Source organism: Allobosea sp. 05T433, from assembly GCF_056396065.1.
The window spans coordinates 26612-44348 of sequence record NZ_JBFTKS010000029.1 but is presented as its reverse complement, the minus strand read 5'-3'; the positions used below and the strand labels follow the sequence as shown (position 1 = coordinate 44348).

Sequence of the window (17737 nt, the reverse complement as noted above, 5' to 3'; positions counted from 1 at the left end):
GCCGCAATCGCGTCAGATATGAATGGCGTGGCCGAGCGCCTTCAGCGCCGCCTCCTGCACGGCCTCGCCAAGCGTCGGATGGGCGTGGATCGTTCCGGCGATATCCTCGAGCGTTGCGCCCATCTCGATGGCGAGCCCGAACGCCGCGCTGAGTTCGGAGACGGATTGCCCGACTGCCTGGATACCCAGGATCACATGGGTGTTGGCCTGCGCGACGATGCGCACAAAGCCCTGCTCGCTGTGGAGCGTCATCGCACGGCCGCTGGCAGCCAGCGGAAACTGCCCGGTCTTAATTTCGAAGCCGGCGCGACGCGCCTCGCCCGGTGAAAAACCGGCCGAGACGATTTCCGGATCGGTGAAGCAGATCGCCGGAATGCAACGCTTGTCCCAGGCGCGCGGCAGGCCGGCGACGATCTCCGCCACCAACTCGCCCTGCGCCATGGCGCGGTGCGCCAGCATCGGCTCGCCGGTGACATCCCCGATCGCATGGATACCGCGCATCGAGGTCTCGCAGCGCTCGCCGATGCGGATGAAGCTGCCATCCATGTCGAGCACCAGTTCCTCGAGCCCGAGATCGGACAGCACCGGCTTGCGGCCAACGGTGACGAGTGTCGCGTCCGCCGCGATCCGCCGTTCCTCGCCTTCCGCCGTCTCCACCAGCAGGGACTTGCCGTCCGGAGTCGCGCCGCGCGCCTTCGCCCCGAGCAGAAGCCCGACGCCGAGCCTCGACAGCGATCTCTCGACCGGCGCGGTCAGCTCGGCATCGTAAAGCGGAAGAATCCGTGGCAACGCCTCGACGAGGGTGACCTGCGAGCCGAGCTTCGCAAAGGCGATCCCGAGTTCCAGGCCGATATAGCCGGCACCGACGACCGCCAGCCGCCCCGGAACCGCGGGCAGCGACAATGCCTGCGTCGACGAGATCACAGTGCCGCCAAAGGGCAGGAAGGGCAGCTCGACCGGCGCAGAGCCGGTGGCGATGACGATTGTTTCGGCCCGGATCAGCTTCGGGCCCGTCTCGGTCTCGACGGCAACGGTCTTGCCGTCGCGAAAGCGAGCCCGGCCATGCACGATCTTGACTTTGGACTTGCGCAAGAGCGCGGCGACGCCGTTGTTCAGGCGCTGGACGATCCCGTCCTTCCAGCCGATGGCCTGCTTAAAATCGAGCGCCGGCGCCGAGGCCGTGAGCCCGAACGGCGTCTTGCCCTGCGCGGCCGTGGCCAGCTTCTCATATTCATCGGCGACATGGATCAGCGCCTTGGACGGAATGCAGCCGACATTGAGGCAGCTGCCGCCAAGCTTCGTGCTCTCGACGATCACGGTGTCGATGCCGAGCTGGCCAGCCCTGATGGCGCAGACATAACCGCCCGGGCCCGCGCCGATGACAAGCAGTTTGCAGGTGATCTCGGTCATGGCGTCAGGCATCCACGAAGAGCATTGCCGGGTTTTCCAGAAGCTCCTTGAGCCGCTGCACGAAGACGGCCGCATCCCAGCCGTCGATGACGCGATGGTCGAAGCTCGACGACAGGTTCATCATCTTGCGCGGGACGAAGCTCGTGCCGTTCCACATCGGCCGGATCATCATCTTGTTGACGCCGACGATGGCGACCTCGGGGTGGTTGATCACCGGCGTGGTGGCGACGCCGCCGAGCGCGCCGAGCGATGTGACCGTGATCGTTGAACCCGTCAATTCGTCCCGGGTCGCGATGCCTTCGCGTCCCCGTTCGGCGAGCCGGCCGAGTTCCCGGGCGCAGTCCCAGAGATCACGAGCCTCGGCATGTTTTACGACCGGCACGATCAGTCCGGTCGGCGTCTGGGTCGCGATACCGATATGGATGCCGGCATGTTGGTGGACGATCCCGGCCTCGTCATCGAACAGCGCGTTCAGGTTCGGCTGCTCGGCCAGCGCCTTGACCAGCGCCCGCATCACGAAGGGCAGAAGCGTCAGCTTCGGTCGCTCGAGCGTCGGCTTCTTGTTCAGGACTGCGCGGAGGTCCTCCAGCGCGCTGACGTCGACCTCCTCGACGATGGTGATGTGGGGGATGCGCGCCTTGGACAGCGCCATCTTCTCGGCGATCTTGCGGCGCAGGCCGACGATCTTGATGTCGGTGACGGCGGTCAGGCGCGCCAGCCCTGGCGCTCGTTCGGCCTCGGGCCCGCGCAACGCGAAGCTGTCGAGGTCCTCGTGAGTGATGCGCCCACCCGGGCCGGAGCCCACGACCTGGCGCAGGTCGATCCCGGCCTCGCGCGCCTTCAGCCGGACGGCCGGCGAAGCGAGCGGCTTCTCGCCAGCCTGCCGCCTCGGTACGGCGCTCAGCGTGGGAGCTGAGACCGCGCGCGGCTTGGGCGATGCAGCGGGCCTGGCCTCGGTCAGCTTTGCCGGAGCGGGGGCGGGAGCTTCGTTCTTCGGCGCGGCGACAGGCTGCTCGACAACGACCAGCTCCGGCGCCGCGCTCCCTTCCGGTTCGCCAGGATCAGTCGCGCCCTCGCCTGCAACCTTCAGCCGGACCAGCGCCGAGCCGATCGCAACGGTGTCGCCGATATCGGCGCCGACCCAGACCACCTCCCCGTCGACCGGCGACGGGATCTCGACCGTCGCCTTGTCGGTCATCACAGCAGCAAGGAGATCGTCCTCACGCACGATGTCGCCGACTTTGACGTGCCACTCGACGAGCTCGGCCTCGGCAATGCCCTCGCCGACATCCGGAAGCTTGATGACCCGTTCCGCCATCATCGGCTCTCCATGATCTCACGCAGGGCGGCGCCGACGCGCGCCGGGCCGGGGAAATAGGCCCATTCCTGGGCATGCGGATAGGGAGTGTCCCAGCCGGCGACGCGCATGACGGGCGCCTCGAGATGGTAGAAGCAATGCTCCTGCACCAGGGCCGTGAGTTCTGCGCCGAACCCCGAGGTCAGCGTCGCCTCGTGCAGGACAATGCAGCGGCCGGTCTTGCGCACGGAGGCCACGATCGTATCGAGGTCGAGCGGCAGCAGGCTGCGCAGATCGATGACCTCGGCGTCGATGCCGGTCTCTTCGGCTGCCGCTTCGGCGACATGAACCATGGTGCCATAGGCGATGATGGTGACGCTCGCGCCCTCGCGCCGGATCGCGGCCTTGCCGAGCGGCAGCACGAAATGGCCGTCCGGCACCTCGCTGAGCTCATGTTTGGACCAGGGTGTCACGGGGCGATCGTGATGACCGTCGAACGGGCCGTTATAGAGCCGCTTCGGTTCGAGGAAGATGACGGGATCGGGATCCTCGATTGCGGCGATCAAGAGGCCCTTGGCGTCATGCGGGTTGGAGGGCACCACGGTCTTCAGCCCGGAAACATGGGTGAAGAGCGCCTCCGGGCTCTGGCTATGCGTCTGGCCGCCGAAGATGCCGCCGCCCGTCGGCATGCGGATCACCAGCGGACAGGTGAAATCGCCGGCCGAACGGTAGCGCAGCCTGGCCGCCTCCGAGACGATCTGATCGTAAGCCGGATACATGTAGTCGGCGAACTGGATCTCGACGCAGGGGCGCAGGCCATAGGCCGCCATGCCGACTGCCGTGCCGACGATGCCGAGTTCGTTGATCGGGGCGTCGAAGCAGCGGTTCACCCCGTATTTCTGCTGCAGGCCATGGGTGCATCGGAACACGCCGCCGAAGAAGCCGACATCCTCGCCATAGACCACGACGTTCTCGTCGCGCCCCATCGAGACATCGAGCGCCGAACGGATCGCCTCGATCATCGTCATTCGAGCCATCGCGTCAGACTCCGATCTGCTGACGCTGCCGGCGCAGGTGCGGAGGCAGTTCGGCATAGACATCCTCGAAGATGTCGCGTGCCGAGGGTTTGCCGCCGGCATGCAGGGTGCCGTGGCCCTCGGCCTCCTTCTGCGCAGCGATCACGGTTGCGAGAATCTCGGCCTCGGCCTGCTTGTGCCGCTCTTCAGTCCAGGCGCCCAATGCGATCAGATGCTGCTTCAGCCGGATCAGCGGGTCGCCGAGCGGCCAACCTTCCGATTCATGCTTGGGCCGATAGGCGGAGGGGTCGTCCGAGGTCGAGTGGGCGCCGGCGCGATAGGTGACGTATTCGACCAGCGTGGGCCCGAGATTGCGCCTCGCGCGCTCGATCGCCCATTGCGCCACTGCGTAGGTCGCAAGGTAGTCGTTGCCGTCGACGCGCAGGGCCGGAATGCCGAAGCCGAGTCCGCGCGCCGCGAAAGTGCCGGAGCCGCCGCGGGCAATGCCCTGGAAGGTCGAGATCGCCCACTGATTGTTGACGACGTTGAGGACGACCGGGGCCTTGTAGGTCGAGGCGAAGACCAGGGCGGCGTGGAAATCGGACTCCGCTGTCGAGCCGTCGCCGACCCAGGCGGCGGCGATCCTGCGATCGCCCTTGATCGCCGAGGCCATGGCCCAGCCTACCGCCTGAACGAATTGGGTGGCGAGATTGCCGGAGATCGAAAAGAAGCCGTGCGCCTTCGACGAGTACATGACCGGAAGCTGGCGGCCTTTGATCGGGTCTCGCTCATTCGAGTAGATCTGGCACATCATGTCGACGAGCGGATAATCATGCGCGATGAGGAGCCCGGCCTGGCGATAGGTCGGGAAATTCATGTCCTCCGGGCCGAGCGCGATGCGAAAGGCGCAGCTCACCGCCTCTTCCCCGGTGTGCTGCATGTAGAACGAGGTCTTGCCCTGGCGCTGCGCCATCTGCATGCGGGCATCGAAGGCGCGCAGCGTCATCATGTGGCGCATGCCCCGGATCAGAGCATCCCTGTCGAGATCGGGCACCCACGGGCCGACAGCCTGCCCCTCCCGGTCGAGCACGCGGATGATCGAATACGCGAGATCGCGAATTTCCTTGGGATCGATATCGACCGGAGGCCGGCGGACCGAGCCCGCTTCCGGGATGACGACATTGGAGAAATCCGGCCTGCCGCCCGGGCGGCTGGCGGGTTCGGGGACATGAAAGCGCAACGGCTGATCGGTCATGCCCGCACTCCGGCAAGGGCGCCCTGCCGACCCGCATGCAGCGAGCCGACATAGAATGAACCCGGCTCGTCGCCGAACTCGAAAGCCTCAACAGCTGCGAGCGCCGGATGGCGGGCAAGGCGGAAGCCGATCTCCGCGCAGTCCGAGACGCCTTCGGTCTCGATGACCATGCGGATCGCGGTTCGTCCGTCATCTTGGCGGGAGCTCGACAGTTCGACAAGGGCGAAGCCTAGGCGCTGGGCATCGAGCAGGAGTCTGACCAGCCCGTCATAGGCGTCGCTGGTCGACGCTTTCACCACAACTCGCCGTTGCATTCGCCCGGTCATCACGCACCCCCATCGCCGCAACGACGTTAATCCGGCAAACGGAAAGAGTTTTCCCGAAGACGCTCGACATTCGGCTCAATCTCGGCAAATTCTTCCGCCACTGTCTCCATTTACAGAAGATTCGCCCGATGACCGGCAAGTCCAGGCGCAGCGACGCTCTCGACCCTATCGACCGGCGGATTCTGTCCGCCCTGCGGGCCGATGGCCGCCTGACGACGAGCGCACTGGCCGAGAAGGTCGGGCTCTCGCCATCGCCTTGCTGGACGCGGGTCAGGCGGCTGGAGGAAAGCGGCGCAATCGAGCGCTATGTGGCAGTCCTGGATCACGCGGCCCTGGGGCTCAACAACACCGTCTTTGTCGAGATCACGCTCGACAAGCACGACGACAAGGTGCTCGACACGTTCGGGGACGCGCTGGCGCGCATTCCCGAAGTGGTCGAGGCGCATCTCGTCACCGGCGAATACGACTATCTCGTCAAGGTCGTGGTCAGCGGCACCGACCACTACGAGCGCTTCCTCCGTGAGACGCTGTACCGGATCCCCGGAATTCGCCAGTCACGCACGACCTTCGGTCTCAGGACGCTGAAGCGGGCGATCTCGGTCGATCCGCTGCAACTGCCGTGATGCACCATGCCAGGGGCCGGTTCAGTGCCGATGGCTCAGCGTAACCACATTGTCCTGCAGGCGCCGGACGATCAACCGCGTCACCGAGAGGGCCATGTTAGGGAACTCCGTCAGCAGAGCGACGAAAACCTCCTTGCGCAAGCGGAGCGCCGTCAGCGGCGTGGTCGCGATGACCGTTGCCGAGCGAGGATCATCCGTCACGATCCCCATTTCACCGAACAGGCTGTTGGCGTTCATGGTCGAGATCCGGACAGGCGGCCCCGACGCCTCGGACACGACGTCGGCCGAGCCCGTGATCAGCAGATAGGCGGCGTCCGACTCGTCTCCCTGGCGAAAGATGACCTCCCCCGCCGCGAACTCGACCCGCTCGCCAGTGAAGGCCAGCAACCTCAGGCGCACCGTATCGACATCGGCAAAGATCGGCACGGAACGCAGGGCGCGCAGCTCGATACTGCCCGCGTCAAACTGATCGCTCACGAACGCCTCGTCGGACTGAGCTTGCGTCTGAACCGCCGCGTCTGCGGAACTGACGGAGTTGGTTCCGTGGAATTCAAGGCTGGCGTCGAAACGACCCAGTTCCGCAATCTGCCGGCCGGCAACGAGAATGGTCCGCCCCTTCATGAAGGTCGTGATCCGTGCGAATAGCCTGGCAGCCTCGGCCTGCCCGAACGACGCCAACGCGTCGTTCAGGATCATGATCTGCGGGCGCTTGATCAGGCAACGTGCCAGAGCAACGGCCGCTTTCGCAGCCGGAAACAGGAACTGTCCGCCATAGCCGGCCTGTTGTTCAAGTCCCCAACGATAGACGTCACGCTCCAGGCCCAGTTCGATCAGGCTCTCACGGATGGCCTCGAGCGCGCGCTCCGCATCCGCAGCACTGCTGCTGGCAACGCAGCCGAACAAGAGATTGTCGCGCAGAGGGGCTGCCGGGCAGTAACGGGCCGGATCGTAGAAGGCGATGGCATCCGCCATCTCCGGGGTGGCCTGCGCGCGGAAAGACTGCCGCGCGGCGAGGATGCGGACCTCGTCCGCCTCGCTCAGCAGCCCCAGCCGATGCCGCGGCTCCGCATAGAGAAATGCCAGCGCGATCAACCGGGAGCGATCGGCCTCCCGGAGGGTGCGGGCCTCGGCCCGCCCGAGAATGACCTGATAGTCAGGGAACTGGGCCGCGGAAAGGAAGGAGAACTGCTCGAACAGGACGTGATCGGCTGGAAGATCGCGAAAGATCTCGAGCATGGTCGCCGCGATACGCCGCCCGATCTGGGTCAGAAGCGTGGTCAGGCCCTGCGCGTCCAGAATGGCGCGCACCAGCTTGTGACTGGCCAGGCGTTCCCCGGCGAAGCCGGGATCAGTGACGACGCCGAACAGGATGTTCTCGCCGATGGTCGCGTTTCGTGTGTATCGCTCGGGATCGTAGGGCTCCACCGCATCGCCCGCCCCGCGCCCAATCAGCCTGGAGCGAATTCTCGTACGGATCTCGGCAACCCTGTTGACGATCTCGGTCGGGTCGTCCGCACTCAATTGGCGCTGCAGGCCGAAGCGAAACACCGTTTCGGCGAGCCCGACCACGCCTAGCACCTCGACCAGGAGACGTTCGAGCTCGTGCCTGCTCGCGACGCCGGCGCCGCTGAAGTCGAGCGACCAGGGCTGGGCCCCGGCCTGGGCGACAACAGGGCGGCGCAGGCCATAGAGAATGTTGTCGCGCAGGGACGCATCGAGAATGACGGGCTCCGCTCCGAGATAGGCCAGTGTCCGCCCTCGCCGTTCGGAGGACAACGAAGCCAAGGGAATACCGGCCAGCGTCACCGCGCCGTCGAACGGCGCCATACTGCCCCCGAGCACAGACGCGAACGCAGCCGCCCCTTCCCCCGCCTTGTCGATCAAGGCGATGTTCCCCCCCAAGGGCAGAGCGAATGAAACGCGCTCGAGCAGCCGGTCGCCGGCCGGCCCAAGAACCGTCAGCCCCTTGGCCGCGATCATGCCTTCGCCAGGCACGATCCCATCTCCGGAGAGCGGGGCCTGCGGCCGTTCCGGCGCCGGGGCATCGTCCAGCGAGAATTGCTGGGTGACCTGCTGAAACCGCGCCTCGACGTCGAGACGCTGCTGATCCCAGTCGATCAGTTCCTTTACCGGCGTCGGCAGGTCACGATACGCGGCGATGACCGCGACGAGCTGGCCGATGTCGAGACGGCCGGTCAGGGCAAAATACCCCCCGATCGTGTAGAACAGGAATGGCGTCAGCTGGGCCAACAGGTTGTTCAGGAACTTGACCGCGAATTTGCGCCCATAGAGCTGGTAGCGGATGCCGAACAGCCTCTCGAGGCGCACTGCGACGAGTGCTTTTTCGACCGCAGAGGTGCCGTGGCCAGCAACCTCGTCCAGCGACTCGACGACCTCGCCGATCTTGCCGGCCAGGGCCCGCGACTCGATCTGGCGCTGTCGCCCAAGCCGGATCTGCTCACGCCGCATCCGGGGAATGATCACTGCCTGCACGAGAACGATGCCTGCCGCGATCGACCCCAGCGCCAGATTCTGCAGCAGAATGAAGATCAGCGCCGTCAGCGCCTGGCCACCGAGCAGAACCGGCTGGATGAAGGCATCACCGACGAAACCGCCGACTGGCTCGACCTCGTCCTTGATGACAGTCGCGGCCTCGGACGGTTTGAGCCGGCGCCGTGCCTCGGGCGTGAAACTCAGCAGCGTCGCGAAGAGGTCGGCGCGCAGGCGCTGCAGCAGCCGTTCGCCCAAGGCCCCCTTGCGCATGTTGATGACGTATTTGAAGGCGCCATTGATGAGCACCAGCAGCAGAAACAGGCCGGACAGCGCAAACAGATAGCTGATGCGATCGAGCATGACGCCGCTGAGAAGTTCACGGCTGCCCCCGAGCCAGGCCGGTAGGGCGAGCGAGAACCGGAAGAGCCGTGCAGTCTCCTGCCCACCGGAAAAGGCGCGGCCCTGGATGGCGTCCGTGATGATGTATTTCGGCAGCTCAAGCGAAAGATAGTAAAAGGGAAACGACAGCAGCACGATCGCGATGATCTGGAGCTGCTGCCGGCGGCTGTTGCGCCAGATATAGGCAAACAAGCCTGTTGCTGCGGGCGCGCTCGCCTCAACCGGCGCCTGAGGCGTGGTTTGCGCTGCCGCCTGTCCTGGCCGCGAGCGCAAGCGCTGGGCCGCCTGCAGAGAGGAACCATCCGCCATGGAGCGCATCCGGCCTGTGATGTGAGCGCTGCGCTCCAGCGTACCGCAATTTTCCCGTGTTGCGGACAATAGCTTCCCTGCGCCTGCGCATCAGTTCAGCGTATCCGTCTCGCCCCAGGGGCGTGGCATGTAACGGCTCAGCGGCCCCCATTGGGCAGCCTCGGCGTGGCTCAGCCCAATGTCATTCAATGTATGCGCATCCATGGCAACGCTCTGCGACTGCCCGCGCTGCGGGCCAAAGGCGAGCGCCAGCGATGTGACCAGCGCGCGGCTCGCGCGCGTCATCCTGCCAAGAAAGGGGCACTCGCCCGCCTGCGTCACTGTCTCGGGCTCGCGCAGCGGTTCGAGCGAGGTTGTCCTGAACGGCGTGGAATGAGTGTTGGCGGTGTGGTGCACGGCGAAACTCCCGTTCGGAGCGGCACACACAGCGACTGCGGGCTGCGGTCGCTGCGGCCTTCGCCGGGGGTTTTCGGCCGTTCCCGTGCTATCTTCTGTGAAACAGGTCACATAGGCGTCAGCTTTTCCTAGCAACGGAGAGAACAGGGGGACTTGGGAATGCGCAGCGCGCCGCATCTGGTGGTTCGGCTTCTATCGGTAAATCCGTTCTTCGCTGGGCTTGCTCACGACGCCCTGGTCAAGATCGCCGCAATTTGCCTGCCGAGGCACCTGGCACCGCACGAGGTCCTGTTCCTGAAGGGCGATCCCGGCGATGGCCTCTATGCCATCCGGCATGGCCGGATCCGAATTGGCACCACGGACGATGCCGGCCAGCAGCTGACGATGAACCTGCTGGGAGGCGGCGACGTCTTCGGGGAGATCGCCCTTCTCGACGGTCGCGCCCGCAGCGCCGACGCCATTGCGCTGGAAGACACCGAGATGTTCTTCGTGCCGCGGCGTGACTTCCTGAATCTGCTCGACAACGAGCCACTGATTGCAATCCGGCTGATCGAATTGCTCTGCGAGCGGCTGCGCGGCATGAGCGAGCGCATGGAGGACACGGCCTTCCTTCCAGCCGCATCACGGCTGGCGCGACGCATCGAAGTGCTCGTCACCGACTATGGCAGCGAGCTGCACATTTCCCAGGAGGAACTGGCGGCGCTGACCGGCGTCACCCGCGAAACCGTGAACCGCCAGCTGCAGCGCTGGAAACAGATCGGCATTCTCTCCCTTGGACGGGGCCGCCTCGTGATTCATAATGTCGACAGCTTTCGGCAGCTGGCGAAGTCCGGCGCGATCTGAATACCGAGCATGAGAGGCTTGCCATGCGCTTCCTCCGATTCTCGATTGCCGCTTGCGCCATTTGCGCATCGATCCCGCCCGCCGCCGCGCAACAACCCGCGGGCTGCACCCCGTCAGCGCGGACCGATCCGCCGAGAACCGTGTTCCGGTGCAGCGGTGGCCTGATCATTGAAGCGGAGGCCGCCACCCGCTTCCAGGTCCAATCGCCACAGCCCGGCCGCGCGATTCAATCAATCGCATTGGATGGCAAAGGCCTTCTGGTCGAGCTACCCCGTCGCCGCGGGCCCCTCCAGATCCTGACGCCCCACGCCATCGCCTCGGTCCGCGGCACGATCTATGCCGTCGACGTAACGACCTCGAAGACATCGGTGTTCGTCGCCGAAGGGCGCGTGCGTGTCACGCGCCGCGATGGCACGGACCCCGTCGAACTCAATCCCGGCGATGGCGTTGACGTCTCCCAGGAAAAGCGACTTGACGTGCACCGCTGGTCCCGCGAGCGCGCCGCAGGGCTGCTTGCTCGGTTCGGGCGGTGACCTCGACGCGCAGTGTCCGCCTGCCCGCGTCGATCACCATCCTCTGCCTCGTGATCGCCGCGCTCTGGTCCGGATTTCTGGGGCGAATGCATCTCGCGGGCGAGCGCAATCCTCTCGACCGAGTCGAGGCGGCGCTCGCCGACATGCGCCTGCTTATTGCCGGTCGACGCTCACCCCCAGGCGAAATCGTCATCATCGCCATCGATGATGAAACCGTGGCTCAGCAACGCGGCTACCCGCTCCAGCGCTCCACTTTGGCTCGGATGATCCTCGCCATTGGAACCGCGGCCCCACGCACCCTTGCACTCGACCTGCTGCTCGTCGACCCGACCTCGCCCGAGACAGATGAGGCGCTTGCCCAGGCTCTCGAACGAACGCCTTCACTCGTCGCCGCGGCCGGCAGCTTCGGCCGGGACGAGGAAGGAAGCTCGCAATTACCGGCACCGAAACAGATGCTCTGGCCGCTGTCGCCGTTCGACCGGTTGGCAGCCGTCGGTCTCGTCAATATTTCATCCGACGCAAGCGGCACCCCGCGGCATGTGCCGCTGCTTTTCCGGACCGACCGCGGGGTCATGCCATCATTCGTCCTAAGTGTGGCGGCAGGCTTCAAGGGCGAGGCTCCTGTGTTCGGCGTCGATACCGTGCGCCTGGCAGGCAGCCCGGTGAAGCTCGACCTCGGATTCCATCTTCCGCTCCGGTTCTACGGCCCGCGAGGCAGCTTCGAAACGATCAGTGCAACCGGCCTGCTTGCGGGCACCGTGCCCGTAGAGCGCCTGCGGGGCCGTATCGTCATTGTCGGCGTCACCGCCACGGCTATCGGCGACACCTTCAGCACCGCCTTCGATCCCGTGACGCCGGGCGTGGAGGTCCTGGCGACCGGCATCGCTCATTTGATCGCCGGCACCGGACTGGTCCGGGATCACGAGGTGCGGTTGCTCGACGCAGGCGTGGCACTCGTGCTGGCCACCGGCTCCGTCTTCTTCATCGCCTCTGCTCCGCTCGGCATCGGCGTCGGCGCAGCGGTCTTCGGTCTCGCTGCCTGGCTGCTGGCCACCACGGCGCTCTTCGCCGCAGGCTATTGGCTCAGTTCGGCGCTCCCGCTGGCGTCAGTCATTCCACCTGTCGTCCTCGCAGTGGTTTTACGGCAGACATGGGACCGCCGCCAGGCCACGGATATCGCCCGTTCCGAAGCCGCTTTACGGCAGTTTCAGCCGCCATTGCTCGCAGATCGCATTGCACGGGACCCGGGGTTCCTGCGCGAGCCGGTGCAACAGACGGTTGCGATCCTGTTCGTGGACCTCTCGGGCTTCACGCGGCTGAGCGAGCAGGCCGGCCTCACGCGAACACGCGAATTTCTCAAGGCGTTTCACACGCTCATCGAAAACGAGGTGACCGCGCATGACGGGCTCGTCATCTCCTTCATGGGCGACGGTGCAATGATCGCGTTCGGCATTCCAGATCCGCACGCCGATGATGCCGGCCACGCTCTCTCCACGGCCTGGGCACTGCTCAAGGATATGCGCGAGTGGGCCACCGGCGAAGAGGTATCGATTGGCCATCCGGATCTTCGTGTCGGTGTCCATTTCGGCCCGGTCATCGTCTCTCGTCTCGGGCACGAAGCGCATCAGCACATCACTGCGACCGGGGACAGCGTCAATGTCGCGAGCCGCTTGATGGAAGTCGCAAAGGAGCAAGGCGCCGCGCTTGCCGTTTCAGCAGAGCTCCTCGTCGCATCCGGCGACATCCGGAAGCGCCACCGCGAACCCGACAGCATTCGCACAGTCGAGATTCGCGGCAGGCGCCAACGCATCTCCGTCGCGCTCTGGGGCGCCTGACAGCATCTGTGATCCAGATCACAGAACGCATCCGCCTTTCCGGGAAGGGTTCGGCGACAATCCCACACAGGGGAAAGGCCATGGCCAAGTACAGGGCGATTCTTCCGCAGGTCCTGGCGCGAGAATTCCTCACGGACGGCGGACTGGAAACGACACTCGCCTTTCGTGACGGGCTTGAATTGCCATTCTTCGCCGCTTTCCCGCTGGTGCGCAGCGAAGAAGGCCGAGCCCGCCTCAAGGCCTATTTCCTGCCCTATCTCACGCTCGCCGCCGAGTACGGCAAGGGCTTCATTCTGGATACGCCGACCTGGCGCGCCAATCCCGATTGGGCCCGCAAGCTGGACTACTCGCGCACCATGATCGAGGAGGTTCAGAGAGCCTCGGTTCAGCTGGCGATGGAGCTGCGTCCTCACTACGAAACCAGCGATTCAAGGATCGTGATCAACGGCGTGATCGGGCCGCGTGGGGATGGCTATCGGATCGATACGCGCATGAGCGCGCGGCAAGCGCAGCTCTACCATCAGGATCAGGTCAAGACCTTTGCCCGCACCGAAGCGGACATGGTGAGCGCCATCACGATGACCTACAGCAACGAGGCGATCGGCATCGCCGCCGCTGCGCAGGCTCACCGAATGCCCGCCGTCATCTCCTTCACCCTGGAGACCGACGGCAGGCTCCCGAGCGGAGAGCCCCTGGGCCATGCGATCGAGCGCGTCGATGAGGCAACCGAGGCCTATCCCCTCCATTACATGATCAACTGCGCGCATCCCCTGCATTTCGAGCGGGTCATCTCCGGCAGCGCACCCTGGCTCGACAGGATCGGGGGCTTGAGGGCGAACGCCTCGACCTTGAGCCACACCGAACTCGACATGGCAACCGAACTCGATGCTGGGGATCCCCTCGACCTCGCCCATCGCTATCGCAGCCTGCGCAAGCAACTCAAGAACGCGCGTGTCCTCGGAGGCTGTTGCGGCACCGACCTGCGCCATGTCAGGGCGATCTGCTATGCCTGCCTGTAGCGCGACGGGAGATTGCGCCGCTGCCGCGGCTGCTCATGCCGCATCAGCGGCCTATGACACCATCTGGCTGGCGACACGAGACAGGTCAGCCGCAGCGCCCGTCTCCCGCAAGGCGCGCGACACAGTCCCGGACAGATCGTCAAAGCGTGCGAGAGCCTCCAGACGCGCCTCGACCTCGGGGTCGAGGCCCTGCGGCCTGAGGTGATCCCGGAGGGACGCCAGGCAGCGGTGCTCCAGCACGGGAGAGTTCAGCCGCCTTGCCTTCTCCACCGCCGAGCGCAGTGCCGCCTCCGCATCCTGCTGCTGCGCCCGCACGCCCCTGGCCATGATGCCGGCCTGGATCCGATCCAGCTCCGGCTCCAGCCACAGCGAACCGCTTCGCGACATCAACGCGATCGCCCGGTCGCAGGAGGCTTGCGCCTCCGCCAACTGCCCGAGTTGAAGCTGAGCTTCGGCGAGATTGGCGAGATAGCCGGAGAGGGACAATACGTAACCGACGCGTTCGAATGCCGCGATCGCCCTCTGCATGGTTGCCGCGCCGCGCGCGAGATCACCCTTCTGGCAGAGCCCCCAGCCCAGAAACGCCGCGCCATGGGCCCGGAAGCCTGCGAGCCCGTGCTGCTCCGACAAGGCCACCAGCCGCCCTGCCTCCTGCATCAGCTCATTGGTCGCCTTCGAAAGCCCGAAGACCCAGCCACCGACATAGGACATCGGAATCGCCGCGGAATGAGGATGCCGCAAGGCGTCTGCGGAGCGAAGCGCATCGATGCCTATGCGCAGGGACTCGCCGACATTGCCGAGGCAGAAATGAGCGAGGCTCAGCAGTGATCTGGTGTGAATCTCGGTGTTCTGGCCGAACATGAATGTACTGGCCTCGTCGCGATCACGCTCTCCGATGAGCAGGGAGTGCTCGAGATGCTCGATCGCCTCGTCGGCCTTGCCCTGGCCGAGCCGCACCATGCCGATCAGACGGTGCCCGATGGCTCGGCCGGAGCCATAGTCCGCGCGCTCGGATCGATCGAGGAAGTTCTGGGCCAGCGACGCGGCTTCGGGCACATCGCCGCTGCAATTGGCGAAAGTGAACTTTCCGAACAGGAACGGAAACATCAATGCCGAGGGCTCGTCTTCGCTGCAAAGCTCCAACCCGCGCTTGCAGCATTGCAGCAAACCTGACGATGTCGGCCCCTGCGCGGCGGTGATGGAGCCGACCAGCGCCGCCTGAAGGCCGCGCTCGAGCGTCGTCCGCGCCATGTCCTCCGGCAATTTGTCGAGCAGAGACAAGCCGTGGCGAATATGCCCGATCGCCTCGATATGGGCAGAACGCTGTCCGGCGCTCGCCCCAGCCCTCAGCCAGGCCTTGACTGCCTCCTGGTAGCGGCCCGCCTCGGTGAGATGGTGCGCAGTGACCTCAGGCAAGGGGATATCGACGCCGTCCCCCTGATCGAGCAGGCCCAGAATGCGATCATGGATCGCGCGCCGTTCGGTGGCGAGCATCGATTCATGAGCCATGCGCTGAAGTAATGAATGCCGAAACTCGTAGCGGATTTCCCCGCCTATGCGCTTGGGCAGGAGAATCTCGGCGTCGACCAGCGCCTCGACAGGCGCGATCACCTCCCTGATGCCCTTCTCCAGGACGTGGGCGAGGAATACCGGGGTGAAGGAACGACCGATACACGCCGCGGCCTGTACGACGGGTCGGGCACCCGGACGCCGATCGAGCCGCTCGGACATGAGTTCCGCGAGGAGAAGCGGGACATTCGACGGTTTGCGGATGGGATGAGGCGTCTGGATGTGTTCGTCGATCAAGGAGAGCACGAACTGCTCGACAAAGAGCGGAACGCCCTCGGCGGCAGCGACCGCCTGCGCGATCTTTTCGGGAGGCAGCTCCTCCGAACCCGGAATCGCGTGCGCCAGTGCGAGACTCTGCTCCCCCGACAACGGCTCCAACGTCACGACTTCGTCGGGCTCCGGCAATCCCTCGGCGCGCGGGAACGGCCGTGCGGTGGCCACGACCATCAGTGCCTCATCGCCCCCGGCTACGAGGAGTTCCCGCAAGAGCTCCGCCGAGGACGGGTCGAGCCAATGCGCATCCTCGATCACCACAAGGGTCGGCTGTCGGCGGGCCGTGCGCACGATGACCGAGATGACGAACTCATACTGCTTGCGCTTGAACATTGTCGGGGCCGGGGCAAACTGCTCGCGGATGCCGGTTGCAGCCAAACCGATCAGGCTTGCCAGTATTTCGTTGTTCTCCGGCGTGTTGAGGCCGATTTCGTCCAGGACGGCGCCGATCTTCGCGCCGCGCACCTTGTTGTCGTCCTCGAACTTGAGACCAGCCCGTGCCCAGAGAAAGCTCGCGACCGGGTAGAGCGGCGTACTCGCGAACAGCTCATGGCAATAGGTCATGTAAATCGCTGCATCGGAGAGCGCCGGATGACCGCAGATCTCCGTGATGACCTTCGTCTTTCCGACTCCTGCATCCGCGGCCACGAGAACGAACTGCGCCCGCCTGTCGCTCGTTGCGCTGGTCCAGCGCGCAAGGATGCTCTGGAGATGGCTTTCCCGGCCGACAGCGATCGGAACACTGCTCGCGACCCTGCCTCGGCGCCGCGCCGTTCCCAATCGCTCACGAGCAATCTCGAAGACTTCGATCTCACGCGAAAGGCCCCGGATGGCTCTTGGGCCGAGGGCCCTGACTTCAAACAGCCCGGCGGTGAGGTCGGTGACCTCCCGGGTCGCCACGACCGTCCCAGGCGCGGCCTCAGCCTGCAGTCGCGCCGCGAGATTGATGGCCTCGCCCACCGCACCGAGTTCGCTGGAGCCGCTGCTGACGCGGGCCGGAGCCATCACGACGAGGCCCGTGTGAACGCCGATACGCGCTGCGATATCCGGAACGGTGCCATCCTCGATGCTCGTGTTCAGCGTCTTGATCCGCTCCATCAGCTCGAGGGAGGCACGGACGGCCCGTTCCGCGTCGTTCTCGCGGGCCGTGGGATAGCCGAAGAAGATGAGGACACCGTCGCCCGTGTAACTCGCAACGAAGCCGCCATAGCGCTCCATGGTCGTCAGGGTCAGTTGCTGGTAGCGGCGCTGAACGAGACGGAGCTCTTCCGGATCAAGCTGCTCCGACAACTGGGTGTAACCGACGAGGTCGACGAAGACGATCGTGACGTAGCGCCTCTCCGACACAAGTTTTCGAGGCTCGGCTTCGCTCATCGTCATCGCACAGGCTCCTGTGTCGCGAAAGTCGGCGCTCGGCTACTGTCTCGTCAGTTTGAATATGGCCGCATATGCGCATAGAGTGAAGTCATTACCTAGCTGTCTCTAGTTTTTCCGCCAGTATACGGGGGGCGACCGTTCATGCCTGCCTCAAGAATATCGCGTCTTTTCTCCCGAACATCAGCCGAAGCCAGTCCCGGCGCACCACAGACGATCAAAACGGTCGTCATTTGCGCCCATCTTCGGCCTGGTCGCGACAAACGGCGCTCGACGCATTTCATGCAACCTATCGCAGGTCTGCATATTGCTGCACTGATCGATGCAAAGCGATTTGATGTCGTGCTTTATCATGAAGACTGGCACGGCCCATTCGACCCTGCACATTGCAACAAGTACGACCTCGTATTCCTCACGGGGCTTCAGCCCGACTTCGATCGACTGCGGCAACTCTCCTATCATTTCAGACGCAGTGGAGCGACGGTCGTTGCCGGCGGGAGCGTATGCACGCTTTTCCCGGAATTCGCTCAGCAGTTCTTCGATGTCGTCTGCGCCGGCGGCGTCGATTGCGTCAGAGATGTCGTTAACGATTATTTGGCCGGCTCGCTCCGACCAATCTACCGCTCTCCGATTGCACAAATCTCCGACTACACGGTCGATTATAGCCTTTTGCGCAAAAGCGGCATCAATCCGAGCACGCATCTTGCGGAGACCTCACGCGGATGCAGCTTCAAATGCAGCTTTTGCGTCATCCCCTCGGAAGTCGG

The 17737-nt window shown here is 64.9% G+C and carries 14 protein-coding genes; 5 read left to right on the top strand and 9 right to left on the bottom strand.

The window, feature by feature from the left end:
• Positions 1-12 precede the first annotated feature (12 nt).
• Genes lpdA through AC1DGP_RS28815 form a run of 5 tightly spaced genes read right to left on the bottom strand, consistent with a single transcriptional unit; the run spans position 13 to position 5274 of the window.
• Positions 13-1410 (bottom strand): dihydrolipoyl dehydrogenase, encoded by a 1398-nt coding sequence (gene lpdA, locus AC1DGP_RS28835; RefSeq protein ID WP_441507850.1) that lies wholly within the window; start codon positions 1408-1410, stop codon positions 13-15.
• A 4-nt stretch (positions 1411-1414) separates the two neighbouring features.
• Complete coding sequence (locus AC1DGP_RS28830; protein WP_441507849.1) at positions 1415-2728, bottom strand: dihydrolipoamide acetyltransferase family protein; 1314 nt, start codon at positions 2726-2728, stop codon at positions 1415-1417.
• Complete coding sequence (locus AC1DGP_RS28825) at positions 2728-3744, bottom strand: alpha-ketoacid dehydrogenase subunit beta (protein WP_441507848.1); 1017 nt, start codon at positions 3742-3744, stop codon at positions 2728-2730. The genes AC1DGP_RS28830 and AC1DGP_RS28825 overlap by 1 nt, the downstream gene beginning before the upstream one ends.
• A 4-nt stretch (positions 3745-3748) precedes the next feature.
• Positions 3749-4978: a 3-methyl-2-oxobutanoate dehydrogenase (2-methylpropanoyl-transferring) subunit alpha gene (locus AC1DGP_RS28820; protein WP_441490279.1), complete on the bottom strand. Its 1230-nt coding sequence runs from the start codon at positions 4976-4978 to the stop codon at positions 3749-3751.
• Positions 4975-5274, bottom strand: coding sequence for a hypothetical protein (locus AC1DGP_RS28815; protein WP_441507846.1), 300 nt, complete (start codon positions 5272-5274; stop codon positions 4975-4977). The genes AC1DGP_RS28820 and AC1DGP_RS28815 overlap by 4 nt, the downstream gene beginning before the upstream one ends.
• A 158-nt stretch (positions 5275-5432) precedes the next feature.
• Between AC1DGP_RS28815 and AC1DGP_RS28810 the strand changes: the two genes are divergently transcribed.
• On the top strand, positions 5433-5927 hold the full coding sequence (locus tag AC1DGP_RS28810; RefSeq protein ID WP_441490281.1) for an Lrp/AsnC family transcriptional regulator: 495 nt from the start codon (positions 5433-5435) through the stop codon (positions 5925-5927).
• Between the two features lie 21 nt (positions 5928-5948).
• Here the strand turns inward: AC1DGP_RS28810 and AC1DGP_RS28805 are convergent, their stop codons facing one another.
• Together AC1DGP_RS28805 and AC1DGP_RS28800 are read right to left on the bottom strand one after the other, a co-directional pair.
• Complete coding sequence (locus tag AC1DGP_RS28805; protein ID WP_441507845.1) at positions 5949-9128, bottom strand: cyclic nucleotide-binding domain-containing protein; 3180 nt, start codon at positions 9126-9128, stop codon at positions 5949-5951.
• A gap of 90 nt (positions 9129-9218) precedes the next feature.
• The gene (locus AC1DGP_RS28800) at positions 9219-9524 is read right to left on the bottom strand and encodes a hypothetical protein (protein WP_441490283.1); all 306 of its coding nucleotides are present in this window, start codon (positions 9522-9524) and stop codon (positions 9219-9221) included.
• A gap of 159 nt (positions 9525-9683) precedes the next feature.
• Here AC1DGP_RS28800 and AC1DGP_RS28795 point away from each other — a divergent pair, with 159 nt between their 5' ends.
• The 4 genes from AC1DGP_RS28795 to AC1DGP_RS28780 all read left to right on the top strand — a co-directional run bounded on the left by AC1DGP_RS28795 (position 9684) and on the right by AC1DGP_RS28780 (position 13754).
• On the top strand, positions 9684-10367 hold the full coding sequence (locus AC1DGP_RS28795; RefSeq protein WP_441490284.1) for a Crp/Fnr family transcriptional regulator: 684 nt from the start codon (positions 9684-9686) through the stop codon (positions 10365-10367).
• A gap of 23 nt (positions 10368-10390) precedes the next feature.
• A complete protein-coding gene (locus tag AC1DGP_RS28790) occupies positions 10391-10900 on the top strand; it encodes a FecR domain-containing protein (protein WP_441507844.1) in 510 nt (169 codons plus the stop codon).
• Positions 10897-12735, top strand: coding sequence for a CHASE2 domain-containing protein (locus tag AC1DGP_RS28785; RefSeq protein ID WP_441507843.1), 1839 nt, complete (start codon positions 10897-10899; stop codon positions 12733-12735). Before AC1DGP_RS28790 ends, AC1DGP_RS28785 begins: the two co-directional genes overlap by 4 nt.
• A gap of 80 nt (positions 12736-12815) precedes the next feature.
• Positions 12816-13754 (top strand): homocysteine S-methyltransferase family protein, encoded by a 939-nt coding sequence (locus AC1DGP_RS28780; RefSeq protein WP_441507842.1) that lies wholly within the window; start codon positions 12816-12818, stop codon positions 13752-13754.
• Positions 13755-13805: 51 nt separating this feature from the next.
• Here AC1DGP_RS28780 and AC1DGP_RS28775 read toward each other — a convergent pair whose 3' ends face one another.
• Together AC1DGP_RS28775 and AC1DGP_RS28770 are read right to left on the bottom strand one after the other, a co-directional pair.
• Positions 13806-16976, bottom strand: a complete 3171-nt coding sequence (locus AC1DGP_RS28775; protein ID WP_441507841.1) for an ATP-binding protein — start codon at positions 16974-16976, stop codon at positions 13806-13808.
• Positions 16977-17153: 177 nt separating this feature from the next.
• Positions 17154-17672 carry a hypothetical protein gene (locus AC1DGP_RS28770; RefSeq protein WP_441490289.1) on the bottom strand — a complete coding sequence of 173 codons (519 nt, stop codon included), beginning with the start codon at positions 17670-17672 and terminating at the stop codon, positions 17154-17156.
• Positions 17673-17737 lie beyond the last annotated feature (65 nt).